Annotated in this window: 15 protein-coding genes and 1 tRNA gene; 10 read left to right on the top strand and 6 right to left on the bottom strand. The window is 56.1% G+C overall.

The features are described 5' to 3' along the window. Window positions 1–34 precede the first annotated feature (34 nt). The 4 genes from OQ460_RS00955 to OQ460_RS00940 all read right to left on the bottom strand — a co-directional run bounded on the left by OQ460_RS00955 (window position 35) and on the right by OQ460_RS00940 (window position 2,309). The gene (locus OQ460_RS00955) at window positions 35–607 is read right to left on the bottom strand and encodes a hypothetical protein (RefSeq protein WP_410020077.1); all 573 of its coding nucleotides are present in this window, start codon (window positions 605–607) and stop codon (window positions 35–37) included. Window positions 608–625: 18 nt separating this feature from the next. Then, on the bottom strand, window positions 626–853 hold the full coding sequence (locus OQ460_RS00950; RefSeq protein WP_003187543.1) for a RebB family R body protein: 228 nt from the start codon (window positions 851–853) through the stop codon (window positions 626–628). A 109-nt stretch (window positions 854–962) separates the two neighbouring features. Further along, window positions 963–1,505, bottom strand: coding sequence for an RNA polymerase sigma factor (locus OQ460_RS00945; protein ID WP_410020076.1), 543 nt, complete (start codon window positions 1,503–1,505; stop codon window positions 963–965). A gap of 87 nt (window positions 1,506–1,592) precedes the next feature. Next, window positions 1,593–2,309, bottom strand: coding sequence for a Crp/Fnr family transcriptional regulator (locus OQ460_RS00940; protein WP_410020075.1), 717 nt, complete (start codon window positions 2,307–2,309; stop codon window positions 1,593–1,595). 203 nt (window positions 2,310–2,512) lie between these two features. On the opposite strand from OQ460_RS00940, the gene OQ460_RS00935 reads away from it, so the two are divergent. The 9 genes from OQ460_RS00935 (at window position 2,513) to OQ460_RS00895 (ending at window position 10,067) form a co-directional block, all read left to right on the top strand. After that, window positions 2,513–2,589: transfer RNA gene (locus OQ460_RS00935), tRNA-Arg, on the top strand. Between the two features lie 167 nt (window positions 2,590–2,756). Continuing rightward, window positions 2,757–3,992, top strand: a complete 1,236-nt coding sequence (locus OQ460_RS00930; RefSeq protein ID WP_122734843.1) for a tyrosine-type recombinase/integrase — start codon at window positions 2,757–2,759, stop codon at window positions 3,990–3,992. A gap of 557 nt (window positions 3,993–4,549) precedes the next feature. Further along, on the top strand, window positions 4,550–4,867 hold the full coding sequence (locus OQ460_RS00925; RefSeq protein ID WP_410020074.1) for a helix-turn-helix transcriptional regulator: 318 nt from the start codon (window positions 4,550–4,552) through the stop codon (window positions 4,865–4,867). Beyond that, a complete protein-coding gene (locus OQ460_RS00920; protein WP_410020073.1) occupies window positions 4,864–5,169 on the top strand; it encodes a hypothetical protein in 306 nt (101 codons plus the stop codon). Before OQ460_RS00925 ends, OQ460_RS00920 begins: the two co-directional genes overlap by 4 nt. A 47-nt stretch (window positions 5,170–5,216) precedes the next feature. Next, the gene (locus tag OQ460_RS00915; RefSeq protein ID WP_410022105.1) at window positions 5,217–5,702 is read left to right on the top strand and encodes a hypothetical protein; all 486 of its coding nucleotides are present in this window, start codon (window positions 5,217–5,219) and stop codon (window positions 5,700–5,702) included. After that, window positions 5,699–5,983 (top strand): hypothetical protein, encoded by a 285-nt coding sequence (locus OQ460_RS00910; protein WP_122554707.1) that lies wholly within the window; start codon window positions 5,699–5,701, stop codon window positions 5,981–5,983. Before OQ460_RS00915 ends, OQ460_RS00910 begins: the two co-directional genes overlap by 4 nt. Continuing rightward, the gene (locus OQ460_RS00905) at window positions 5,980–6,252 is read left to right on the top strand and encodes a DUF3077 domain-containing protein (protein ID WP_410020072.1); all 273 of its coding nucleotides are present in this window, start codon (window positions 5,980–5,982) and stop codon (window positions 6,250–6,252) included. The genes OQ460_RS00910 and OQ460_RS00905 overlap by 4 nt, the downstream gene beginning before the upstream one ends. After that, the gene (locus OQ460_RS00900) at window positions 6,249–9,137 is read left to right on the top strand and encodes a DUF927 domain-containing protein (protein WP_410020071.1); all 2,889 of its coding nucleotides are present in this window, start codon (window positions 6,249–6,251) and stop codon (window positions 9,135–9,137) included. The genes OQ460_RS00905 and OQ460_RS00900 overlap by 4 nt, the downstream gene beginning before the upstream one ends. 87 nt (window positions 9,138–9,224) lie before the next feature. Continuing rightward, on the top strand, window positions 9,225–10,067 hold the full coding sequence (locus OQ460_RS00895; RefSeq protein ID WP_410020070.1) for a chromosome segregation protein SMC: 843 nt from the start codon (window positions 9,225–9,227) through the stop codon (window positions 10,065–10,067). A gap of 375 nt (window positions 10,068–10,442) precedes the next feature. Here OQ460_RS00895 and OQ460_RS00890 read toward each other — a convergent pair whose 3' ends face one another. Then, window positions 10,443–11,180: a hypothetical protein gene (locus tag OQ460_RS00890; RefSeq protein ID WP_410020069.1), complete on the bottom strand. Its 738-nt coding sequence runs from the start codon at window positions 11,178–11,180 to the stop codon at window positions 10,443–10,445. Next, window positions 11,173–11,997, bottom strand: coding sequence for a hypothetical protein (locus OQ460_RS00885; RefSeq protein ID WP_410020068.1), 825 nt, complete (start codon window positions 11,995–11,997; stop codon window positions 11,173–11,175). Before OQ460_RS00885 ends, OQ460_RS00890 begins: the two co-directional genes overlap by 8 nt. A gap of 413 nt (window positions 11,998–12,410) precedes the next feature. Between OQ460_RS00885 and OQ460_RS00880 the strand changes: the two genes are divergently transcribed. Continuing rightward, entirely contained in the window at window positions 12,411–17,585 is a 5,175-nt protein-coding gene (locus tag OQ460_RS00880; protein ID WP_410020067.1) for a hypothetical protein, read from the top strand. Window positions 17,586–17,924: the final 339 nt, after the last annotated feature.

Below are 17,924 nucleotides of genomic sequence, written 5' to 3'. Positions count from 1 at the left end.
CGTTCCAGAAGGGGTCTGAAACGCCGTGCTCGATTCAGGCCGCTGGCGCAGCCCGATTTGCCAAGGTGTCGGCGTACTTGGCGATGCTCTGGTCGATCTTGTCGATGGCCACGCTGGCGGCCTCGGCTTCCATCGCGCCGGCAGCGGCTGCCACGGCCGCGGCAGCGCCCACCAGCAAATCGGTGGCCAGCGCGCCCAACGCATCCTCGGCGGCGGCCGGGAGGTTGTCCTTGACGATGTTTTCGGTCATTTGCTGGAGCAGCACGGCCTGGGCCGCCAGGGCAATTTTGCTGACCCCATCGAAATACCCCGCGGCTGACTGCGCCACCAGCCCAGCGGCCTGGCTGATCATCATGTCGGCCGGCACCGCGATTTGGGCCGGCGCATAGGCGAAGTTCTGCGCATTGGTGAACTGCACAGCCTGAACAATCTGGCTGTTGAGTGCTGCCGTGCTGTCCGCGGACGGCGTGCTCGCCTGGTTGAGCAGGTGCTCGTTCATGCGCTCCATGATTGAGCGCGTGGCCTTCGCCGCCGAGGCTGGCGCAGGTGCATCAGCAGCGGGCGGAGCTTGTGGAGTGGCGGGTTTCTTTCTGCTGAACCACGACATAATCAGTCCCCCCAGGGCTCAACCCTTCTCGCCAATCTGCATGATCAACGCGACGGCCTTGGAGATCACTGCGTTGGATATCTGGTTCATGGCCTGCTGACTGTTGACCGCGTTCTGCAACGACAGGCCCGCCGCACTGCTCGCCACCTGATACAACGACGCAATGGCCTGTGCCGGCGCCTCCGCAACCACCTTGACGTTGGTTTGGGTGACAGCATCGGTAATCTGGCTGTTGACCTCTGTCATACATCTCTCCTTGATGGAATCGGCCCGGCGAAGGTGCCGGTGGTTATTGTGTGAGGCGAAACGTGCTCATTGAACTAGAACGCCTCATCTCGTCGGCTGTGAAAAAGCATCAACGCAAGACCGCGCGCAGCAGTTGCACACGCTTGCGCACCAGTGGCATGGTGATATGCAATTGCTCGGCGATTTGCAGGTACGGCAGGTCATCGACAAAGCGCATTTCAAACAACCGCCGTTGCAGCGGTGGCAGATGCGCTACCTGCGCCCTCACCTGCTCCAGGCGCTCGACACACTCCACGTGCTCCGTGACCGAGGCACAGGGCGCGGCCAGTAACGCCTGGTGATCGTGTTCAAGGTCGATCGAATAGTCGAACAGCCGGCCCTCTCGCTTGCTGCGCCGCAGACTGTCGAGAAACACATGGTCCAGTACCAGAAACAGAAACCCCTGAGGGTCGCGGATACGCTCCGGCGAGCGCCGGAAGAACACCAGAGCCTTGATGGCCGTGGCCGACAGCCACTCCTGTCCCAGATCCTGGTTACCCCGTGCTCGGCGGATGGCCCTACGCCTGAGCTCATCCTGTACTGCCCGCCAACTGGCCTCGAATAGCCGGTCATCCGGGGTCACTTGATCCTTGTAGTGAATGGTCGCTCCCATCGCCTGCACTCCCTGTGACTGTTTGGTGAGAGCCCAGTCTGTGGCGGCACGACAGGAGACGCTGTTACCTGGGTAACAGGACGACGATTAATTCATCACATAGGCCTTGCGGCGCATATGATCGAGATCGTTGATGACCATCTGCTCGAGTTTTCCACTGATCAACCCGCTGCGGCGCCACAGCTGCAACTGCACATTGAGCTTGGGGCGACTGGTGTTGAGCATCGCGGCCAGCAGCCCCTGATTGGCTGGCAATGACACACAGGGCATGACCATGGTCAGGTCGATTTCATCCATGTTGGCCAACAGAAAACGCGCCAGGCGCGACTCCAGACGATGCAGGCAGACCAACTCCAACAGCTCGATCACCTTGAGCAGACGCGCCATGCTCAACATCAACAAACGCCTTAAAAACAGCGGCTCCTCATACAACGGAGCGAAATGCCGACACCCCAGTTGCAACACCCGCGTGGCGCCGCTGGCAAAGGTAGAAGCCTCTCGGCCCGGCACCTCGGCCATCGCCAATTCCCCTACCACCTGACCCGCACCGACACTGCCGATAATCTGTTCACGCCCATCCGGACCATGGATCACCGAATAGATCCGGCCTTCCACCACCAGCGCGACAAATTCGAGGGGATCATCCTTGAAATACAACAACTCGCGGTCACTGAGAGTACGTTCCACCATATGGCCAGCGATTTGATGCAACAGCGGCTCGGGCAAGCCTCGGAACAAATCGGAACGGGCCAGCAGTGTTTGTCGCGACGAGCGATCGAGCATCACGGATCCTTTGGAATGCATGCGTTCACCTGATCTGACGGAAAATACTGCGCACACAGCGCAGACGGGGCGTTAAAGCCAACAGAGCAAAGCAAACAAAGGGACGTCCGGCCCGGACAGTTGTGAACGCAGACAGCGGATGAACCCGCAACAGCCGGTAATCGCCGAGGACGAAACCGGCATGGACGCCTAGGGCCGACATGGGTATGATGTCGCCCGCACAAGCATCCGTAGCTCAGCTGGATAGAGTACTGCCCTCCGAAGGCAGGGGTCGTGGGTTCGAATCCCGCCGGGTGCACCATATAGCAGTCTCAGGCTGTCTCAGACAGTCTACAAAACACCCCAAGAAGCCCGCCCTGTGCGGGCTTTCTTGTTTCTGGCTATCCGTCTCTGTCTACCCCTATAACTTCTCGCCGTGTATGCCCACGTGTATGCTTTGAGATTCCTATAACTGGAGGCATACAGGAAGTGAAGCGCACTGAAATCAAACGCCGCCCCTTAGCAGACACCACGCTTGCAGGCCTGGAGCCTGAGCAGACAACGTATCGGGAGCAGGACGGGAATGGCCTGTACTTCCGGGTGAAACCTAACGGGCAGAAATCATGGGAGCTGCGCTACAAAAAGCCAGACGGAAAATGGTCCTGGCTGGGTCTCGGCGGCTACCCAGAAATCAGTGGGTCTTTGGCGAGACAGAAAGCAGCTCAACTGCGGGAAGACGCATCGACCGGTAAAAATCCATTGGTGAGCAAGCAAGCTCGCAAGGTTGCAGACCAGGTTGCTGCCAACAACACCTTTGAAGCGTTAGGACGCGAGTGGTTTGAGGCCAGACGCACAAGCTGGGAGTCAGGTACGTCTCGACGAGTGCTTGGCGCGCTGGAGCTTCACGTGTTCCCCGTGTTCGGCAAACGCGTATACACAGAAATACTGCCCCTGGAATGGATGGAGTTTCTACGCGGCATGGAACAGAAGGGGATCATTGAACAAATGGGCCGAGTTCGTGCCTTCTGCAAAGAGATCTATGACCTGGCCCGCGTAACAGGACGAGCCGTCCACAACCCCCTTGAAGGTCTCAGCAAATTCCTGCAATCACGTAGCGCTGAAAACTATGCACACGTTTCGATTGAAGAACTGCCTGCGCTACTTCGAGCGATCAACTCCTACCCTCACGCAAAGGACGTTCGTATAGGGCTTCGCTTGCTTTCTTTATTAGCATCGCGCCCGAGCGAGATCCGAGAAGCACGCTGGTCAGAAATCGACCTCTCCAAAAAGCTATGGACGATCCCAGCCGAGCGAATGAAACGTCGTCGCGAACATGTGGTACCTCTCTCTCGACAGGCTATCGAAGCGCTCACTGAGTTACGAACACTGACAGGTGCGTACCCTCTCCTATTTCCAGGCAGGAAAGACAGGACAATCCCCCGTAGCAACACCGTCTTTCTAATGGCGCTCCGCAGACTGGGATATGCCGGTCGGCAAACAGGCCACGGCTTTCGTCACATCGCGAGCACCATACTCAATGAGCAGGGTTTCGATGAGAATCACATTGAGGCCCAGCTCTCTCATGCAAAAGAGGGTATTGCCGGGGTCTATAACAAAGCGGTGTACCTGCCTCAGCGTAGAGTGATGATGCAGTGGTACGCCGATCATCTTGATGCCCTAGTGAGTGGAAATGTGGTGCAGGGCCAATTTGGAAAGGCAGTATGAGAGCACATACCCAGCCCCCCTCCAAAACCGGTGTAACGGGTGTTACTCGTGTAACGCCACTCGCCAAGTACCCGAATTCATTGGCTTTCACACCCGTTACACAGTTGAGCGACATAGCGTACATCCGATGTAACGCAGCCCCAACGTGTAACGCAAAAGTCAGCGCTCGGGTGCTGCGGGCAGCCGTTTTTCACCCGAGCCTACCAAGCGACCTTCGCTGGCTCCGCCCTTCAAGCGCAGGGCGTGGGACTTTCGGTTACACAGCGCAGGAGACACTTGGCAATGAACTGATCGCCAAACCGTACTGCATTCGGCGCTAACCAGAGGTCTGCTCAAATCTCTCTCAGCGCAACCGCTCTATGATCTCTGCCGTGGACAGGTCGCTGACGCCTGCCACCTGATCGAACAGTGCTAGCTGCGCAATTACTAAACCGCCGCGTTCACCCTGCGTTGCCCCCATATTGACTACACATTGATCGGTCTAGGGGAAAAGTGGTTTTCTTCGTCTAGATAAATGTATAGATAGATACCCCTGTATCCATAACCAGGGGTTATCCATGAAAGACCATACCCGCAAGTACGCAAATCCCACCGAAATCCGCTCTTACGAAACGAGCGATCTGAGCGCCAAGCGAACCAGTCACCCTGCTGCAGATCCTTCAGCGATTCTGATCCGTATGCCGGAAGTAATGGGCATAGTCGGGTTAGCACGTCCAACGATTTACAAACTTATGCAGCAAGCGGATAGCGGCTTCCCAATTCCAGTAAAACTAAGCGGTAGTAGCGCACGTAGCGCTCCCGTCGCATGGGTACTGGCTGAAGTTTTAGATTGGACGCGTGCACGAATCGCAGCTCGAGACAGGGTGGAGGCATGAAAAATCGAGCCGCTAACAATTCCATTTTGCAGCCCTTCTCTGTACTCAGAACAGTCGGATTCTCATCACGCGGTATGCAGCGTTTTGAACGTTACCGCACAGAGCAAAAACGCCTGAACCGGGACGTGATGGTGATGCGATGGAGAGATGGCATCTGGTGCGCATTGTCAGTTCCCTGCCAAGCCCCTCAAGCAATCATCGTCGACGAAGGCCAACAAATCGATGCCTACGAGGATGCGCGCGCGTGCCTCGAAGACGACCTGTTGCCCTTTGTCTCCCTGCGCTGGGACACCCATGCCTGAAACGAAAACGCCCCCGGCGGCAACCGGAGGCGTTGAGGTAAATCTACATGCCTGATCAATTTATGCCGCATCGAAAAAATCCGCAAGTGATCTGCACAGTTGCACTTTCAAAAAACGGGCGTTACTCTCTGACTGTCGCTGCAAATTCAGCGACCGGGCTTGGTAACCCGACGAAATCAAGGCGCAACAGCGCCCCCATTACGATTGCAGGCGCTTTTTTTGTGCCCGCAGTTACGTGTTATGGCGGCTGTGCGTGGGAGGCATTCGTGCCTGCCGGGTTCCTTGATTCCCGGTTTACCAACCTGCGCACAGCTGCCACCCATTCGCTTGGTAACGAACGTGGCAGCTCCTCAAATCAAGGAGCTACACAGATGAAACACGCCTTCAATCCGTCCAAAATTCGCGCTGCTGCTCATCGAGCAATGGCTCTCGCCGCTTTACACGCCAACTCCAGCCTCGCTACACGCCTTTCCCGTTACAACGCCCATATGTCCAAGGCTCGCGCCCTGGAAGCCGCTGGGGGTGCCCAATGAGCATGCTCCCAGGCTTCTCACTTCCCGAGGATCTGCTCTGCGTCAGCCAGGACGTTGAAGCCGGTATTCCCATTGATGCCATCACCTGCGCCCTCGACCGTGCCGACTCAGTTCTGATGCTGCTGGAAGATCATTTAGACGGCGATAAACCCGTACTCTCCAACCGCGTGCTTTCATCCGTCATTTGGGACGTGCGCGGCACCTTGGGCTTGATCAAAACACTCGCCTTGTACGGTGATGCCTCCTCTGTGCCAATGGGCCAGAAAGGCGGTGCCCTGTGAACACTGCCACTACTCTCGGGCGTGCCGAATTCTCATGTGCTAACGACACTCACCAGAAGCTATTCCGGGTCAACGCAGGTGTGCCGCTTGAAGATGCGCTTGAAGCAATTTCACTGTTTCAGCACTACGCCAATCAACTAACCTTCGACGCCGCCATGAGTGACAAAGGCGAGCGTTTCAGTTGGCCGGCGTTCTACCTGGGCGAGATGGCTAAAGCGCTGATTGATGACGTGAAAGATGCACTGTGTGCAGCGAGTACCACGCCATGACCCAGCGTACCGGCAACACCTCAAAACGTCCCAGCTTTGCCGACGTAAAAAGCGCCGCGTTGAAGAGTATCGACCGCGTCCTTACTCACTGGCTGCCGAATGGCAAACGCGTCGACGGCGGAAAGGAATACACCGCACCGAACCCCACGCGCACGGACAAACGTGCAGGCTCACTCAAGGTCAATTTGAGCAAAGGCACCTGGGCGGATTTTGCCACCGGCGATAAGGGCGGTGACCTAATCGACCTCGTGCGCTACATCGACGGCGGCACCGACGTTGAGGCCTGTAAAAAGCTGGCGGATCTGCTCAGCGTTTCCGCAGGATCTGCGACCACCAAAAGCGCACCGGCCAAGAGCGCAACGCCGGAGTGGATCGCGATTCAGCCGATCCCGGCCGAGGCCATGAACAAGTGCCCAGCCAAACACCGGCAACACGGTGTGCCGTCCAAGGTGTGGATCTATCGGGATGCTCAGGGCCAGCCGATCATGGCGTTGTATCGTTTCGACCTAGGTCCAGATGAAGACGGCAAACCGCGAAAGGTCTTCGCGCCGTTGACCTGGTGCAAGCGTTCCCATGGTCAAACCACCCAATGGCGCTGGCAAGGCCTGCCTGAGCCCCGGCCCCTGCTGCGTCTGAATGAGCTGGTACAGCGCACCGATGCGCCCGTGGTGTTGTGTGAAGGCGAAAAGGCCGCTGACGCCGCTGCCGAACTCATGCCCGACCACGTAGCCACCTGCTGGCCGAACGGCTCCAACTCTTGGCACAAGGCCGATCTGACGCCACTCAAAGGGCGAAGCGTTGTGCTGTGGCCGGATAACGATGCCAGCGGCAAGGCCTGCATGGACGCCATCGGGCTCAAGGTGATTGAGCTGGGCGCCGCTTCGGTGCAACGAATCTCGCTCGACGTGTTCAAGCTCAAGCCCAGCAGCAAAGGTGGCAAGCCGACACTGATCAAGGGTGGCAAATGGGCGGATGGCGATGATGCAGCGGATGCGTTAGCCAAAGGATGGACCGCTGACCACCTGACCGAGCTGGTGCGTAACGGCGAGTTTTTCGGCACTGTCACTGAGCCCACTGAGCCCCAAGAACCGAAGGCCAAGGCGCCCGCCAAACGTCCTGCTAAATCGAAAAATGACCTGTTGCCGGGCGGCTTTCGCCTGACTCCCGAAGGAGTGTTTTATTCCGCCGATGATGGTGAGGCACGTCCCGTGTGTTCGCCTCTAGAAATCATCGCTCGCACTCGCGACGACAAGGGCCACAACTGGGGCTTGTTGGTTGAGTTCGACGACCCGGACGGCGCTAAAAAACGTTGGAACATTCCAGCCCGAACCATGACCGGCGACTTCGGCAAAGACGTACTCGGCCCGCTGGTAGACATGGGCCTGCGCCTTGCCGGAAGCCGATCAGGGCGCAACGCACGCAATGACCTGCAGAGTTACCTTGGCGGCTTCGACAGCGCCCAGCGCGCACGCTTGGTGACGCGCTTGGGCTGGCACGACAATGCGTTTCTATTGCCCGAGCTACAGATCGGCTCGCACGCCGAACACCTGCATTTTTATGAAGCCGGGGCGCAGCTTCCACCCATCAACGAGGCGGGTTCTCTGGAGCAGTGGCAGCAGCAAATCGGCGCGCTATGCATCGGTAACCACCGCTTAGCGTTTGTCGTCTCTGTGGCGTTTGCAGGGCCTCTGCTGAACCTGCTGGGGCATGAGTCGGGCGGCTTCCACCTTTATGGCGACAGTTCCGGGGGCAAGACCACCCACCTGCAAGTTGCTGCCTCGGTCTATGGCGGGCCGCGTCTGGTGCGTTCGTGGCGCTCGACAGACAACGCTTTGGAGTCCATCGCCGCCGCACACTCAGACGGCCTACTGGTCCTGGATGAAATCGGCATGTGCGATCCACGCATTATTGGCGAGACGGTGTACATGCTCGGCAACGGCACCGGTAAGGCTCGGGCGAATGATCGAGGACAAGCAGGCCGACAGGTGCAGGAGTGGCGCTTGCTGTTTCTCTCGACGGGCGAGAAGACGTTGGCACAGCACATGGCAGACGCCAATAAGGAGCTGAAAGCGGGCATGGAGGTTCGCATGCTTGCGGTGCCAGCGGATGCTAGCAAGGGCCTCGGCATGTTCGATGTGCTGAATGGTTTTGAGGATGCGGCCGCCCTTTCTGATGCGCTCAAGGCCCGTGTAGCCAAATACTACGGCACCCCCCTCACCGCCTTCCTGCACGCACTGTGTGCGCCTGGAGAAATGCTCAGATGGTCGGTGATCGTTCGCCGCACAGTGGAGCAGTTCATCACCCAAAACTTGCCCATCTCGGCCAGTGGTCAGGCCCAGCGTGCAGCACTTCGTTTTGGTCTCGCAGCAGCGGCCGGAGAGTTGGCCACCGCCTTCGGCGTTACTGGATGGCAGGATGGCACTGCCACCACCGCAGCTCGGGTGTGCCTGAGTGCTTGGATGAACGAGCGCGGTGGCGCCGGGAACCTTGAGGGGGACGCGATCTTGGCGCGGTTGCGCCAGATCATCGAGCGCTTCGGTGAAAGCCGCTTCACCCGCTGGGAGTCGGCCGCCGCGAAGATCGATGAGCACGGTCCACGCACCATCGACCGGCTGGGCTTTCGCAAAACGTTGGAGCACGGCCTGGGTGACGCGCTGCACACCACCAACACTTACTACGTGTTGCCTGAGGCATGGCGCTCAGAAGTGTTCAAGGGCATGAACATCAATGCTGTGAACAAGGAGCTGATAAGCCGTGGCGTCCTTGAGCCCGGGCCGGACGGAAAAGCCTCCTGCGCTGTTCGCTTACCCGGTCTGGGCACTCAGCGTTGCTATGTAGTGAAGACCGTGCCGGGAACGGATGAGAGCGAGGCTCAGGCCGCCTGAAGGCGGACCTACTGACTGAGGTAGAGCCGGCTCAAGCGGGCCTCGCCAGCCACTCCGAACCCCAACTAAATTATCAGGACAAAACTAATGAACCGAATTGAACAACTGAAAGACACACGCGCCAAATTGAGCATTGAAATGGAAGTCATCAAAAAGGAACTGCCACCTTTTGAGGAGGCGCTTGTAAGCGAAGACGTCATTAACCACGGCCGTGAGAGCGACGTCAGACATGAAATCAGCAGTAGAAAATTAAAGATCGACTCGATCGATCATCAGATTTTCCGACTGGATCAGAAGCTGGACCGGCTGGAAAAGCTGGCCAACAGAGAAAGCTTGATGGAAGGCTACATTGCCGATATGGCGAACTGGATGGCAGATGAGCTGGAGCTCAATGCTAAACGGAAAAGCCTAAGCACTCGCCTAGAGGAAGTCCGTCAGCAGTCTCAGCACCACATTACCAGCGCACGCCAGGCAGAGACCGAGGCGGCGACAGCCTATGCACAAGCAGTTGCATGGGGCGATGTCGAAGGCGAAAAAACGGCTAATACCGATGCCCAGAAAGCGGCGAAAAACCTCACGACCGCCACCGAACAACATCGCCGCCAGCTCCTGATCATCAACGCCTTGGAGCAAGAGCTGTCCACCGTGGACCGATATATCGAAGAAGCTCATAAAGCACATCAAAAAATTGAGGACACCGCTTTACGGCTCGCTCACGATGCCCTGGAAGAAACGTGGAACGAAGCGGCCCAGACGCTGCTGGATGTAGGCGGAAAGTTATACGCCGCTGCTCGGCTAATTGGCCGCGACCCGATGTCCTTGATGAAGCTTGATATTCCAGAGCAGGGTGAAAACTTCGGCAGTTGGGGGTGGGGCGAACTGGCAGACCGTGCCAGCCAGCATCGCACGCGCGATCTACTCTCGATGTAACCCCTGATTACACAGAGACAGCCTGAATCGCGGGCTGTTTAAATCACTCCAAGGAATGAAGCCATGAAAACGGCGGCGCGAAATATCTCGTCCATTTCCGAAACGCTTAACGCGCGAAAAACTCACCTGACCACTTTGCTCACTATCGTGGATACCAACATTGGGAAAAACACATCGACGCAGAAACTCACAATCACTGCGATAAACGCAGAACTGACGCTAATTGAGCATAATCTAAAAAAACGATGACACGATAAGCGGAAGCCAGCAAAGGCTTCCGCTACACTAAAACTCGAAAGGCAGAATCCGGGCCGAATCTACCGACCAACATTAGTTTCGTGATCCACTCCAGTATTTTGGACAGAGGGGCAAATATTAGTAAAGATTATAGCTAAGACCCACTTCATTCAGCACAGCATTGAATTCATCATTAGATTTTAAATATTCAGTAGACGAATACTCCATAAACTGCGCACTCATCATCACCAAACGTAATAATGCGAAATCTGTGAAATTTATAAGAGTGAGATAATGAGAGCGTCTGTCTTCCATGGAAAAACCATTGGAGTCACTTAGCTTATCAGTGATCATCCTTACCATATTATAAAAAACTCTAGTAACCCCGAACACTCGATCGGCAGAGTCCACATCCTCCAAATATGCAGTGACTCGGCCAATATCAGGCGACTCGCTTCTTAGATACGCAATATCATCTTCTATCTTGATTATTGCGTCAGCACCATATTTATTTACAAGCACACCTCGTTCTTCAAACTCAACCTTGAATGCATCTAACGAAATTCGCTGAGAATCAATCATATTAAAAAGCTGCGCTTCAAATGAGCGCAATCTCTCGGACTTTCGCGTATCGCTTATTTCACTCCTAAGGTCTTGATTGGCTTGATTTTGCAACGTTAATGATTTGATAAGCAGCACGAGAGAAATAAAGCTAAACATGGGATTTAGGAGGCCACCAAAATAGTCACCAAGCTGCCCCCAAACAGCCGGATCGTCAGATACCCCATACCCAAGCTTAAGATAGAATTGAAATAGGTAAGAAGCGAAAACACTAACAAGCAACAATGTCGCCGCCGCCACATACCTATTAATCATTATAAAAACCCTTGATAATATACTTTACAATTTTTCCGTCTCGAAGCTTTATAGGTCTCGCGATAATTTTTAAGTTTTTCCAATTAGAACTATCTATTCCGTTATTGTGGTCAAGGTTTTCAGAGAATTTTTTCTTGGCCTCCAATCTAACTTCTTTGTACTCAATTCCGAAACCAAAAGCTACTGTTTCATCTGCTCCTTTTAAAAGAAGCCTACCGTTCCCGGTATTGATATTAAGCCTCGTGATGCTGGCGGTAATATCTATATTGCTATCTGACTCCCTAGCTTGCAGTGCCAAAACAGTCGACTTATTGAAGCTCGCTATAACCACCTTCTCGTCCAAATTTTTCCTGTATCTAATTTTTACATCATGATTAAACTTTGTTGATACTTTGTGAATATCCTCCATTGACGATACGCGCAATTTTTTTATTAGGTCTTCGGCAGAATCGCCTAAACCCTCTACAATCCTCTGAGCTTTTTCTGACAATTCAACAGACTCGACATAAAGAGCCTCTTTCATGAAGTAAGACATCAACTCCACAAATGTTTGATTACCTATCTTTTTATACTCTCTCTGTAGTTTTTCATCAGAGATTTCAACTGTGAAAATCTGCCCGTAAGAACCCTTAAAAGTTTTTTTCAAAATAGTTCTTACACTGCTGACCCCTCTATGCCTTAGGGAGACTTTTCCAGTCACAAGCGTCTCAGCTATGCTCAAAGTTGCCTCAGAGACTCCTTGCAAAGTTTCGAGCCCAGCTTTCATATCAACTTCGTAATCTTCTGTATCAATGACAACGTCGAGATTGATCGGCATATATTTCCCTACTTATACCAATATTTTAAAAGTAACCATTTCATCGTAAAGTGGCAATCATCCCCGCGCCAAACTACGTGGCAATGTACTACATAAATGCTTATACCCGACTGGGCGACCAAGTGCACGTAGTAAACACCTGACGCAAAAAAAGTGCCGAAATCACTAAGCAAATAGGCTCGCACCTATTAGAATTGGCTGCTATCCGCTCCTTTGCAAAGCAAAGTTTAGAGTCGACGTCCATTTTTGGGCCGATTTTAGGCCTTCATGAATGAAGCTCTGAATGGAGCGTCATCGGGAAGTGTCCTGAAAACCAACATTCGCCTTCGCACCCAGTTCAGCCATTTTTTCCAGATGTTCTTGATAATTTCACAAGCTGACGACATCAGGTGGTGTTTGAACATAGGATAAGCTTGCTAGTTAAGGAGGGCGACTATTCGCCCGACGTATCGATGATGGAAATGGAGCTCAGACCAGAAATGGATTCCGGTTCAAGCCCGGCCTCGCGAGGTCCGGCTGGCGCTTATATCGAAGGCGAACTTGGCGCTCTCTATCTGCTCGCCCTGCTGACGGGCAATCGAGCACCGGGGATGCCAAACGCTAGTGTCGTCAGTATCCGATTTCAAGGCACCGAGCACGGGTTTAAGCTGGATGACCTGATAGCTTTTGGAGCAGGGCCGGCCGGGACCGCCATCCTCGAAATTCAGTCGAAGCGGGATATCACATTCTCGCCGGGGGACAGCGTCTATAAGGACGTCGCTTCCCAGATCGCACGGAGCATCGTGGATTCCGTTCCGGCGGAGAGACACCTTCTCGGCATAGCGACGCAGCGGACCAGCCGCAAGATTTCCGGCGCTTATCAGGATGTACTCAAGTGGGCGCGGGCAATTGAGAGCGCGGCGGCGTTCTTCACTCGGCTAGACTCCAGGGGCATCGCGAGCAAGGATATGCGCGATTTCGTCGCGACGACGCGAAAACACCTCGTCGCGGGCGGTGTAGCCGATGACGACGATGCGATCTGGAGGTTGTTACGACGGATGCTCATCCTCGAATTTGACTTCGAAGCGACCTCACCGATCACCCGAACCTATGGGTATGCGCTCGCACGGATAGCACTGGCCGACGAGGACGTTGGCCGCGCCGGAGCGCTATGGAGCCGGCTGGTCGACTTGTCAATAAAGACGGGAACTACCGGCGGTGAAATAGAGCGAACGACCCTGGTGGGCAATCTCGCCGAGGCGGGATTTCGGCTTGCTGGCGGCCGCGAATATGGTCAGGCACGCATCAAACTCGCCGAGCTTGCGCAGAATACGCTTGCCCATATCGGCACGAGCGTGGCGGGGGTCTCCTTGCCGCGGCTGGAAGTAGTCGCTGCGTTGGACGACGCATCCGAAACGCATCGTTTCGTAGAGGTTCACGGGGATCCCGGCGTCGGAAAATCCTGGGTCCTTCGCCATCTCGCCGAGCGTGTTGCGCGCCAGGCTCCGATCATCGTCCTCGACCAGGATGCGACGCCTCCAGGTGGCTGGCTGCCGTTTTCAAACGCTCTCGGAATCCCGGGATCGGCGGTGGAATTCCTGACCGAACTGGCCGCAAGCGGGGGGGCGATGCTCTTCATCGACGGCATTGACATGTTCGACGATGTCGGGCGCCAGCGCACAATCGCCGAGCTCATAAGGGCAGCGAGCACGATCCCGGACTTCAAGGTGATCGCCACCAAGCGAACGGCCAGCAATACCGATATAGAACACTGGCTGGACGATCAGATCGTTGCCGCAATGGGTGGCGCGTACCCGATACACGTCGGGCCGCTGTCGGAGGATGAAGTCGCGACCCTCGTCGACCTAGCACCGGATCTGCGATCGCTGCTGGACCCGAAACATCCCGCCGCCGGGCTTGCCCGAAATCTCTACCGGCTGTCCCGGCTGCTCAAGGTACCTAGCGCTACAGGGATCCGGACCGAGGCCGCGATGGCCGGTTTCTGGTGGCGGAACGCGGACGGCGCGCCTGCAAACAGCGTTCGCGCGGCGCAGCGGCTGATAGCAGCGCTCGCTGCCAGCGCCCTCGAGCGCGAAGAAGGGCTTGAAATCGCAGAAGATTCGGCGGCGCGTTCGCATCTGATAGGGGCCTTGACGCTGAGGGAAGTACAGCGCGACCGCCTAGACTTCTATCATGACGTGTTGCGCGACTGGGCGATAGGCAACTATATCGCCGAGCACCCCCAGCGTCTGGCGGCTCTAAACATGAGTGTGCCGGTCTCACCACGCGTTGCCCGCGGCATCGAGTTCGCCGCCCGACTCGCTCTCGAATCCGATGCAGATTGCAGCGGGTTGATCCAACTACTCGGGCAACTCTCGCCCCATGGGGCGCATGGATCCTGGCGACGTCAGGCGTTCCTTGCCTTATCGCGTTCGGAGGCCGGATACGAACTGCTCGAAAAGTGCAGCACCGGATTGCTCGCAGACGGTGCGGCTCTCCTCGTCGAATTGTGTACGACGATCGTCGCGGTCGAGACGGTCGCGACGGCCGACCTGATGACAATGCCAGACGGGGCCAAGGTAGACCTGCCACGTTCCCATCGGACCGATGTCACCGGCTCAACCCTCCAGGTGCTGCGCTGGGTGCTGGCGCATTCGACCGAGATCTCGATATCGGCGATCGGCGCCGTGGTAGAACTGGTAAAGATACAGCTCTCTCTCCGCGAGCATCTTCAGATACTCACCCGCCAAATTGCTGTAATGCTTTTTGGCTGGCTTCGACAGCTCGATGTCCGCGACGCCGATGTGACGATCCCGGGGGAAAGGAACCTTGGGCGGGCAGCGAGCGACGGGCGAAGCAGTATGATCGAGCAACTTCGCCTGATCGCTATGTTTCTCGGAAAATTTGCGCCTGATGAACTCAAGGCCTATCTCAGGGAGGTAGGCCTTGAGCGGAACGACTATAAAGTCAATGCAATCCGACAGTTTTCGAAAGTGATCGCGCCGGTTGCGCCCGCCGAACTAGCGGAACTCGTATTAGCGAGCCTCCTCCAGACAAATAAACGGCGCGACCGCCGTAATCGAATAATGGAGCAGGCCTTCACCTTCGCCGACAGCAGCTACTTGCCCGCCTCGCCAGCGCAGCCCCCGTTCCTCGATCTACTGGAGTCCGCGCCCACCGAAGGATTGAAGTTGATCCGCACACTGGTAGCTGAGGCGATCGCGTTCAGCACCGACGCACACGCGTCGGAAAATCCTGGCTTCACCGTCAATTTCGGCGATGGTCCACGGTTCTTTCCCCGAACCGACAGCTATCTCTGGTCGCGGGATCAATGCCGCGAATATTCGGCAGCCTCCGGACTCATGGCGCTAGAAGCCTGGAGCCAGCAAAGGCTTGATGATGGTGCAGCTGTCGATGATGTGCTCGCCGATATCATAGGGCCCGAGGGCAGCTGTGCAGCGTACCTCCTAGTTGCGGTAGATGTACTGCTGTCACATTTCGACGTTGCGCGCGATGCATTGGCGCCGTTCCTTGCGGATCCAGAGTTGCTGGCCGCCGACCGCTTGCGTCGTGACCGTGATATAGGATCTGGGATCGATCAGCTCGCGATCGGGAAGGAGCCGGAGGACAAGGTCAGACTCGCTGATTTGAAGGGCCGCCCGTCGCGACACACGACGTTGTTCGACGTAGTGCACTTTTATCTGGGAGATGATCAAGTAGCAAACCGCCTGCGCGAGCATCTGGGTGCGGCGGTCGCGGGCCTCGAGCCCATTCAATCCTACTCGAACTTTACTGACGCGCGGTTCATCGCACGGTTTGCCAACAACATGCTGCAACGATCGAACTGGATCGACATCGGAGACGAAAAACTAGGGTATCGATCACCAGCGGACGAGGCCAAGCATCTCGAAGCGATGGAGAAACAGCGAGTCGCACGCTTGCGTTCGATCGAGGTCGAATCCCGCATCAGTTTGGCGATCGATGGCGAAGGTAAATACGCTACCGCCGAGACTGCGCGCGATGCGGTCGCCTATGCGGGCGGCGACCTTCCCGACGACAGCGACACCGACTACCTCAAGTCGCGCTCAACCAGGCTGATCACGACGGCCTTGCTTGTGACTCGCGACGGTGAAGATAGTCTGCTCGCTACCGAGGAAACGTGGGTCCGTCAAGTCATTGCAATCGCGTTCGAGGAACATTCCGATCGCGGCACCGGATCACAGGATACGTTGTGCTTCAATCGGCCGGCGATTGCCATCCTGACTCTGATCAATCTTTGGGCACGGAAGGACAATGAAGCGGACCGGAACGCGCTGATCCGGCTCGCGACGCGCGGGGATCGCAGTGCGGGGCCGGCATTCTCAGCCGGACTTGAGCGGATCCTAAAAACCCAGCCCAAGCTCTTCAAGGCGTCCATGCGCGCTGCGTTCGCAAGCATGATTTGGCGCTGGAAAAGCCACGACGAGGACGACAAGGCAGAGCATACGCGCTTCGGTGCAGAAAGGACCGCTGTGGTCGATGCCGCAGTCGCGGCCGAAATCGCCTGGTTGGATGGCGAGGCCGAACCTGCATGGCCGGCTTGGCCCGAGGAATACCCGATTCGGCGCCGCGGTTCGCGCCTCCACGTTCCTAGACCCCTCATTTCTGCAGATTGTGGGGAAGAAGAGACGATCGAGTCAGCGGTCGCCGAGCCATCGCCGATCATCCACGTCAACAGCAAGGCGGCAGCGCAATGGCTGGCGATAGTCCAAGCCGCGCCCAAGGGATCAATCGACTGGCGGCAGGAAGTGGTCGAGGCTTACGTGGACTGGACGGCTCGGATGAACGGGCTAGGTCTGCCAGTAGATATCGAGATAGATAATGATCCGCACGAATGGAATATGCACTACTACGCGATGTTCGCCGAGCGGCTGCTCAACGCCAGCGATGCATCGTTCGAAGCAGATCTGAAACTCGTGACAAATCTGCCGGACGAGCCTTTCGGCAAGGTTGCGCAGACTATCATCCACTCGGCCGACGCACTTTATTGCAACGATCCGCAGCGTCCGGCCATACGGCCTGCTGATTTGCGTACCCGTTTGGCGCAACGCGTGATGGCGCTCCATAGGTGGCAATATGCCGATGATCCATCCAGTTCACGGATCGATATGGAGAGCGGCGGGATCATCGCAAAGGTAATGCTGAACACTTACAACCCGTTCAACGGGACGCAGAGCTATCTGCCGCCCGTGTTGTTCGACCGCGTCGACCCGCTCCTTCCAGCGATGAGACCGCTTCTAGCAGGCGGGCCGACGGCCTTCGTGGCTCTGTGCACGATGAATTTGCTCTTAGTTGCGACCCGCGCGCGTCACCTCGACTTCTTGCTCGAAGCGACCGAGGCTTGGTTTGATCGCACCCAAGCGCCCGAACTGTGGATCGACATGGGCATAGGACGGAAGGTAGTCAAATGGCTGGAGGCGGCGATCATCCAAGAGCCTGAGTTGCTCGCACCAGCACATCCTTCGCGCGCCCGTATCGACCGCGCGCTCGGGCGTTTAGTCGGTGTTGGCATTGCTGAGGCCCATGAGCTCGAATTGAAGGTCGAAGCGGCAGACGGGGCGCATAGGTAAGAAAACCGACTAACTTTAAAACGGCTTCAAAAGAACAGCTTTTTTAGCGTGAAAGACCGTCCGTATTAGCCGATTACGACCTATGGAATAGCAATTTTTGTATGCGCTGCTGTAACACCTATTTGGCATGTAACACCCAATGGACGCGAAAGACCAACGGCGTGTAACAAAAATAAAATCCAATAAATTCAGATAGTTATTATTACTTGCAACACCTGTAACACCTGTAACACCTCTTTTCAGTCCCCCGCCCCATTAGTGATAGCGCCGCCAGCGAAAGCTTGTCTGGCTTAGTAACAATTAATGCAGAGTTCGAACGGTGGAGCGTCAAACGATAGG

The organism is Pseudomonas imrae (genome assembly GCF_046352735.2).
Taxonomy (GTDB): Bacteria; Pseudomonadota; Gammaproteobacteria; order Pseudomonadales; family Pseudomonadaceae; genus Aquipseudomonas; species Aquipseudomonas imrae.
This window is presented reverse-complemented; position numbering and strand designations above follow the sequence as displayed.

Bases quoted from the DNA above. Each gene is read 5' to 3' on its own strand.
- OQ460_RS00945 (WP_410020076.1), bottom strand. From the start codon at position 1,505: ATGGGAGCGACCATTCACTACAAGGATCAAGTGACCCCGGATGACCGG.
- OQ460_RS00925 (WP_410020074.1), top strand. From the start codon at position 4,550: ATGAAAGACCATACCCGCAAGTACGCAAATCCCACCGAAATCCGCTCT.
- OQ460_RS00890 (WP_410020069.1), bottom strand. From the start codon at position 11,180: ATGATTAATAGGTATGTGGCGGCGGCGACATTGTTGCTTGTTAGTGTT.
- OQ460_RS00920 (WP_410020073.1), top strand. From the start codon at position 4,864: ATGAAAAATCGAGCCGCTAACAATTCCATTTTGCAGCCCTTCTCTGTA.
- OQ460_RS00885 (WP_410020068.1), bottom strand. From the start codon at position 11,997: ATGCCGATCAATCTCGACGTTGTCATTGATACAGAAGATTACGAAGTT.
- OQ460_RS00940 (WP_410020075.1), bottom strand. From the start codon at position 2,309: ATGCATTCCAAAGGATCCGTGATGCTCGATCGCTCGTCGCGACAAACA.
- OQ460_RS00895 (WP_410020070.1), top strand. From the start codon at position 9,225: ATGAACCGAATTGAACAACTGAAAGACACACGCGCCAAATTGAGCATT.
- OQ460_RS00955 (WP_410020077.1), bottom strand. From the start codon at position 607: ATGTCGTGGTTCAGCAGAAAGAAACCCGCCACTCCACAAGCTCCGCCC.
- OQ460_RS00910 (WP_122554707.1), top strand. From the start codon at position 5,699: ATGAGCATGCTCCCAGGCTTCTCACTTCCCGAGGATCTGCTCTGCGTC.
- OQ460_RS00950 (WP_003187543.1), bottom strand. From the start codon at position 853: ATGACAGAGGTCAACAGCCAGATTACCGATGCTGTCACCCAAACCAAC.
- OQ460_RS00900 (WP_410020071.1), top strand. From the start codon at position 6,249: ATGACCCAGCGTACCGGCAACACCTCAAAACGTCCCAGCTTTGCCGAC.
- OQ460_RS00915 (WP_410022105.1), top strand. From the start codon at position 5,217: ATGCCTGATCAATTTATGCCGCATCGAAAAAATCCGCAAGTGATCTGC.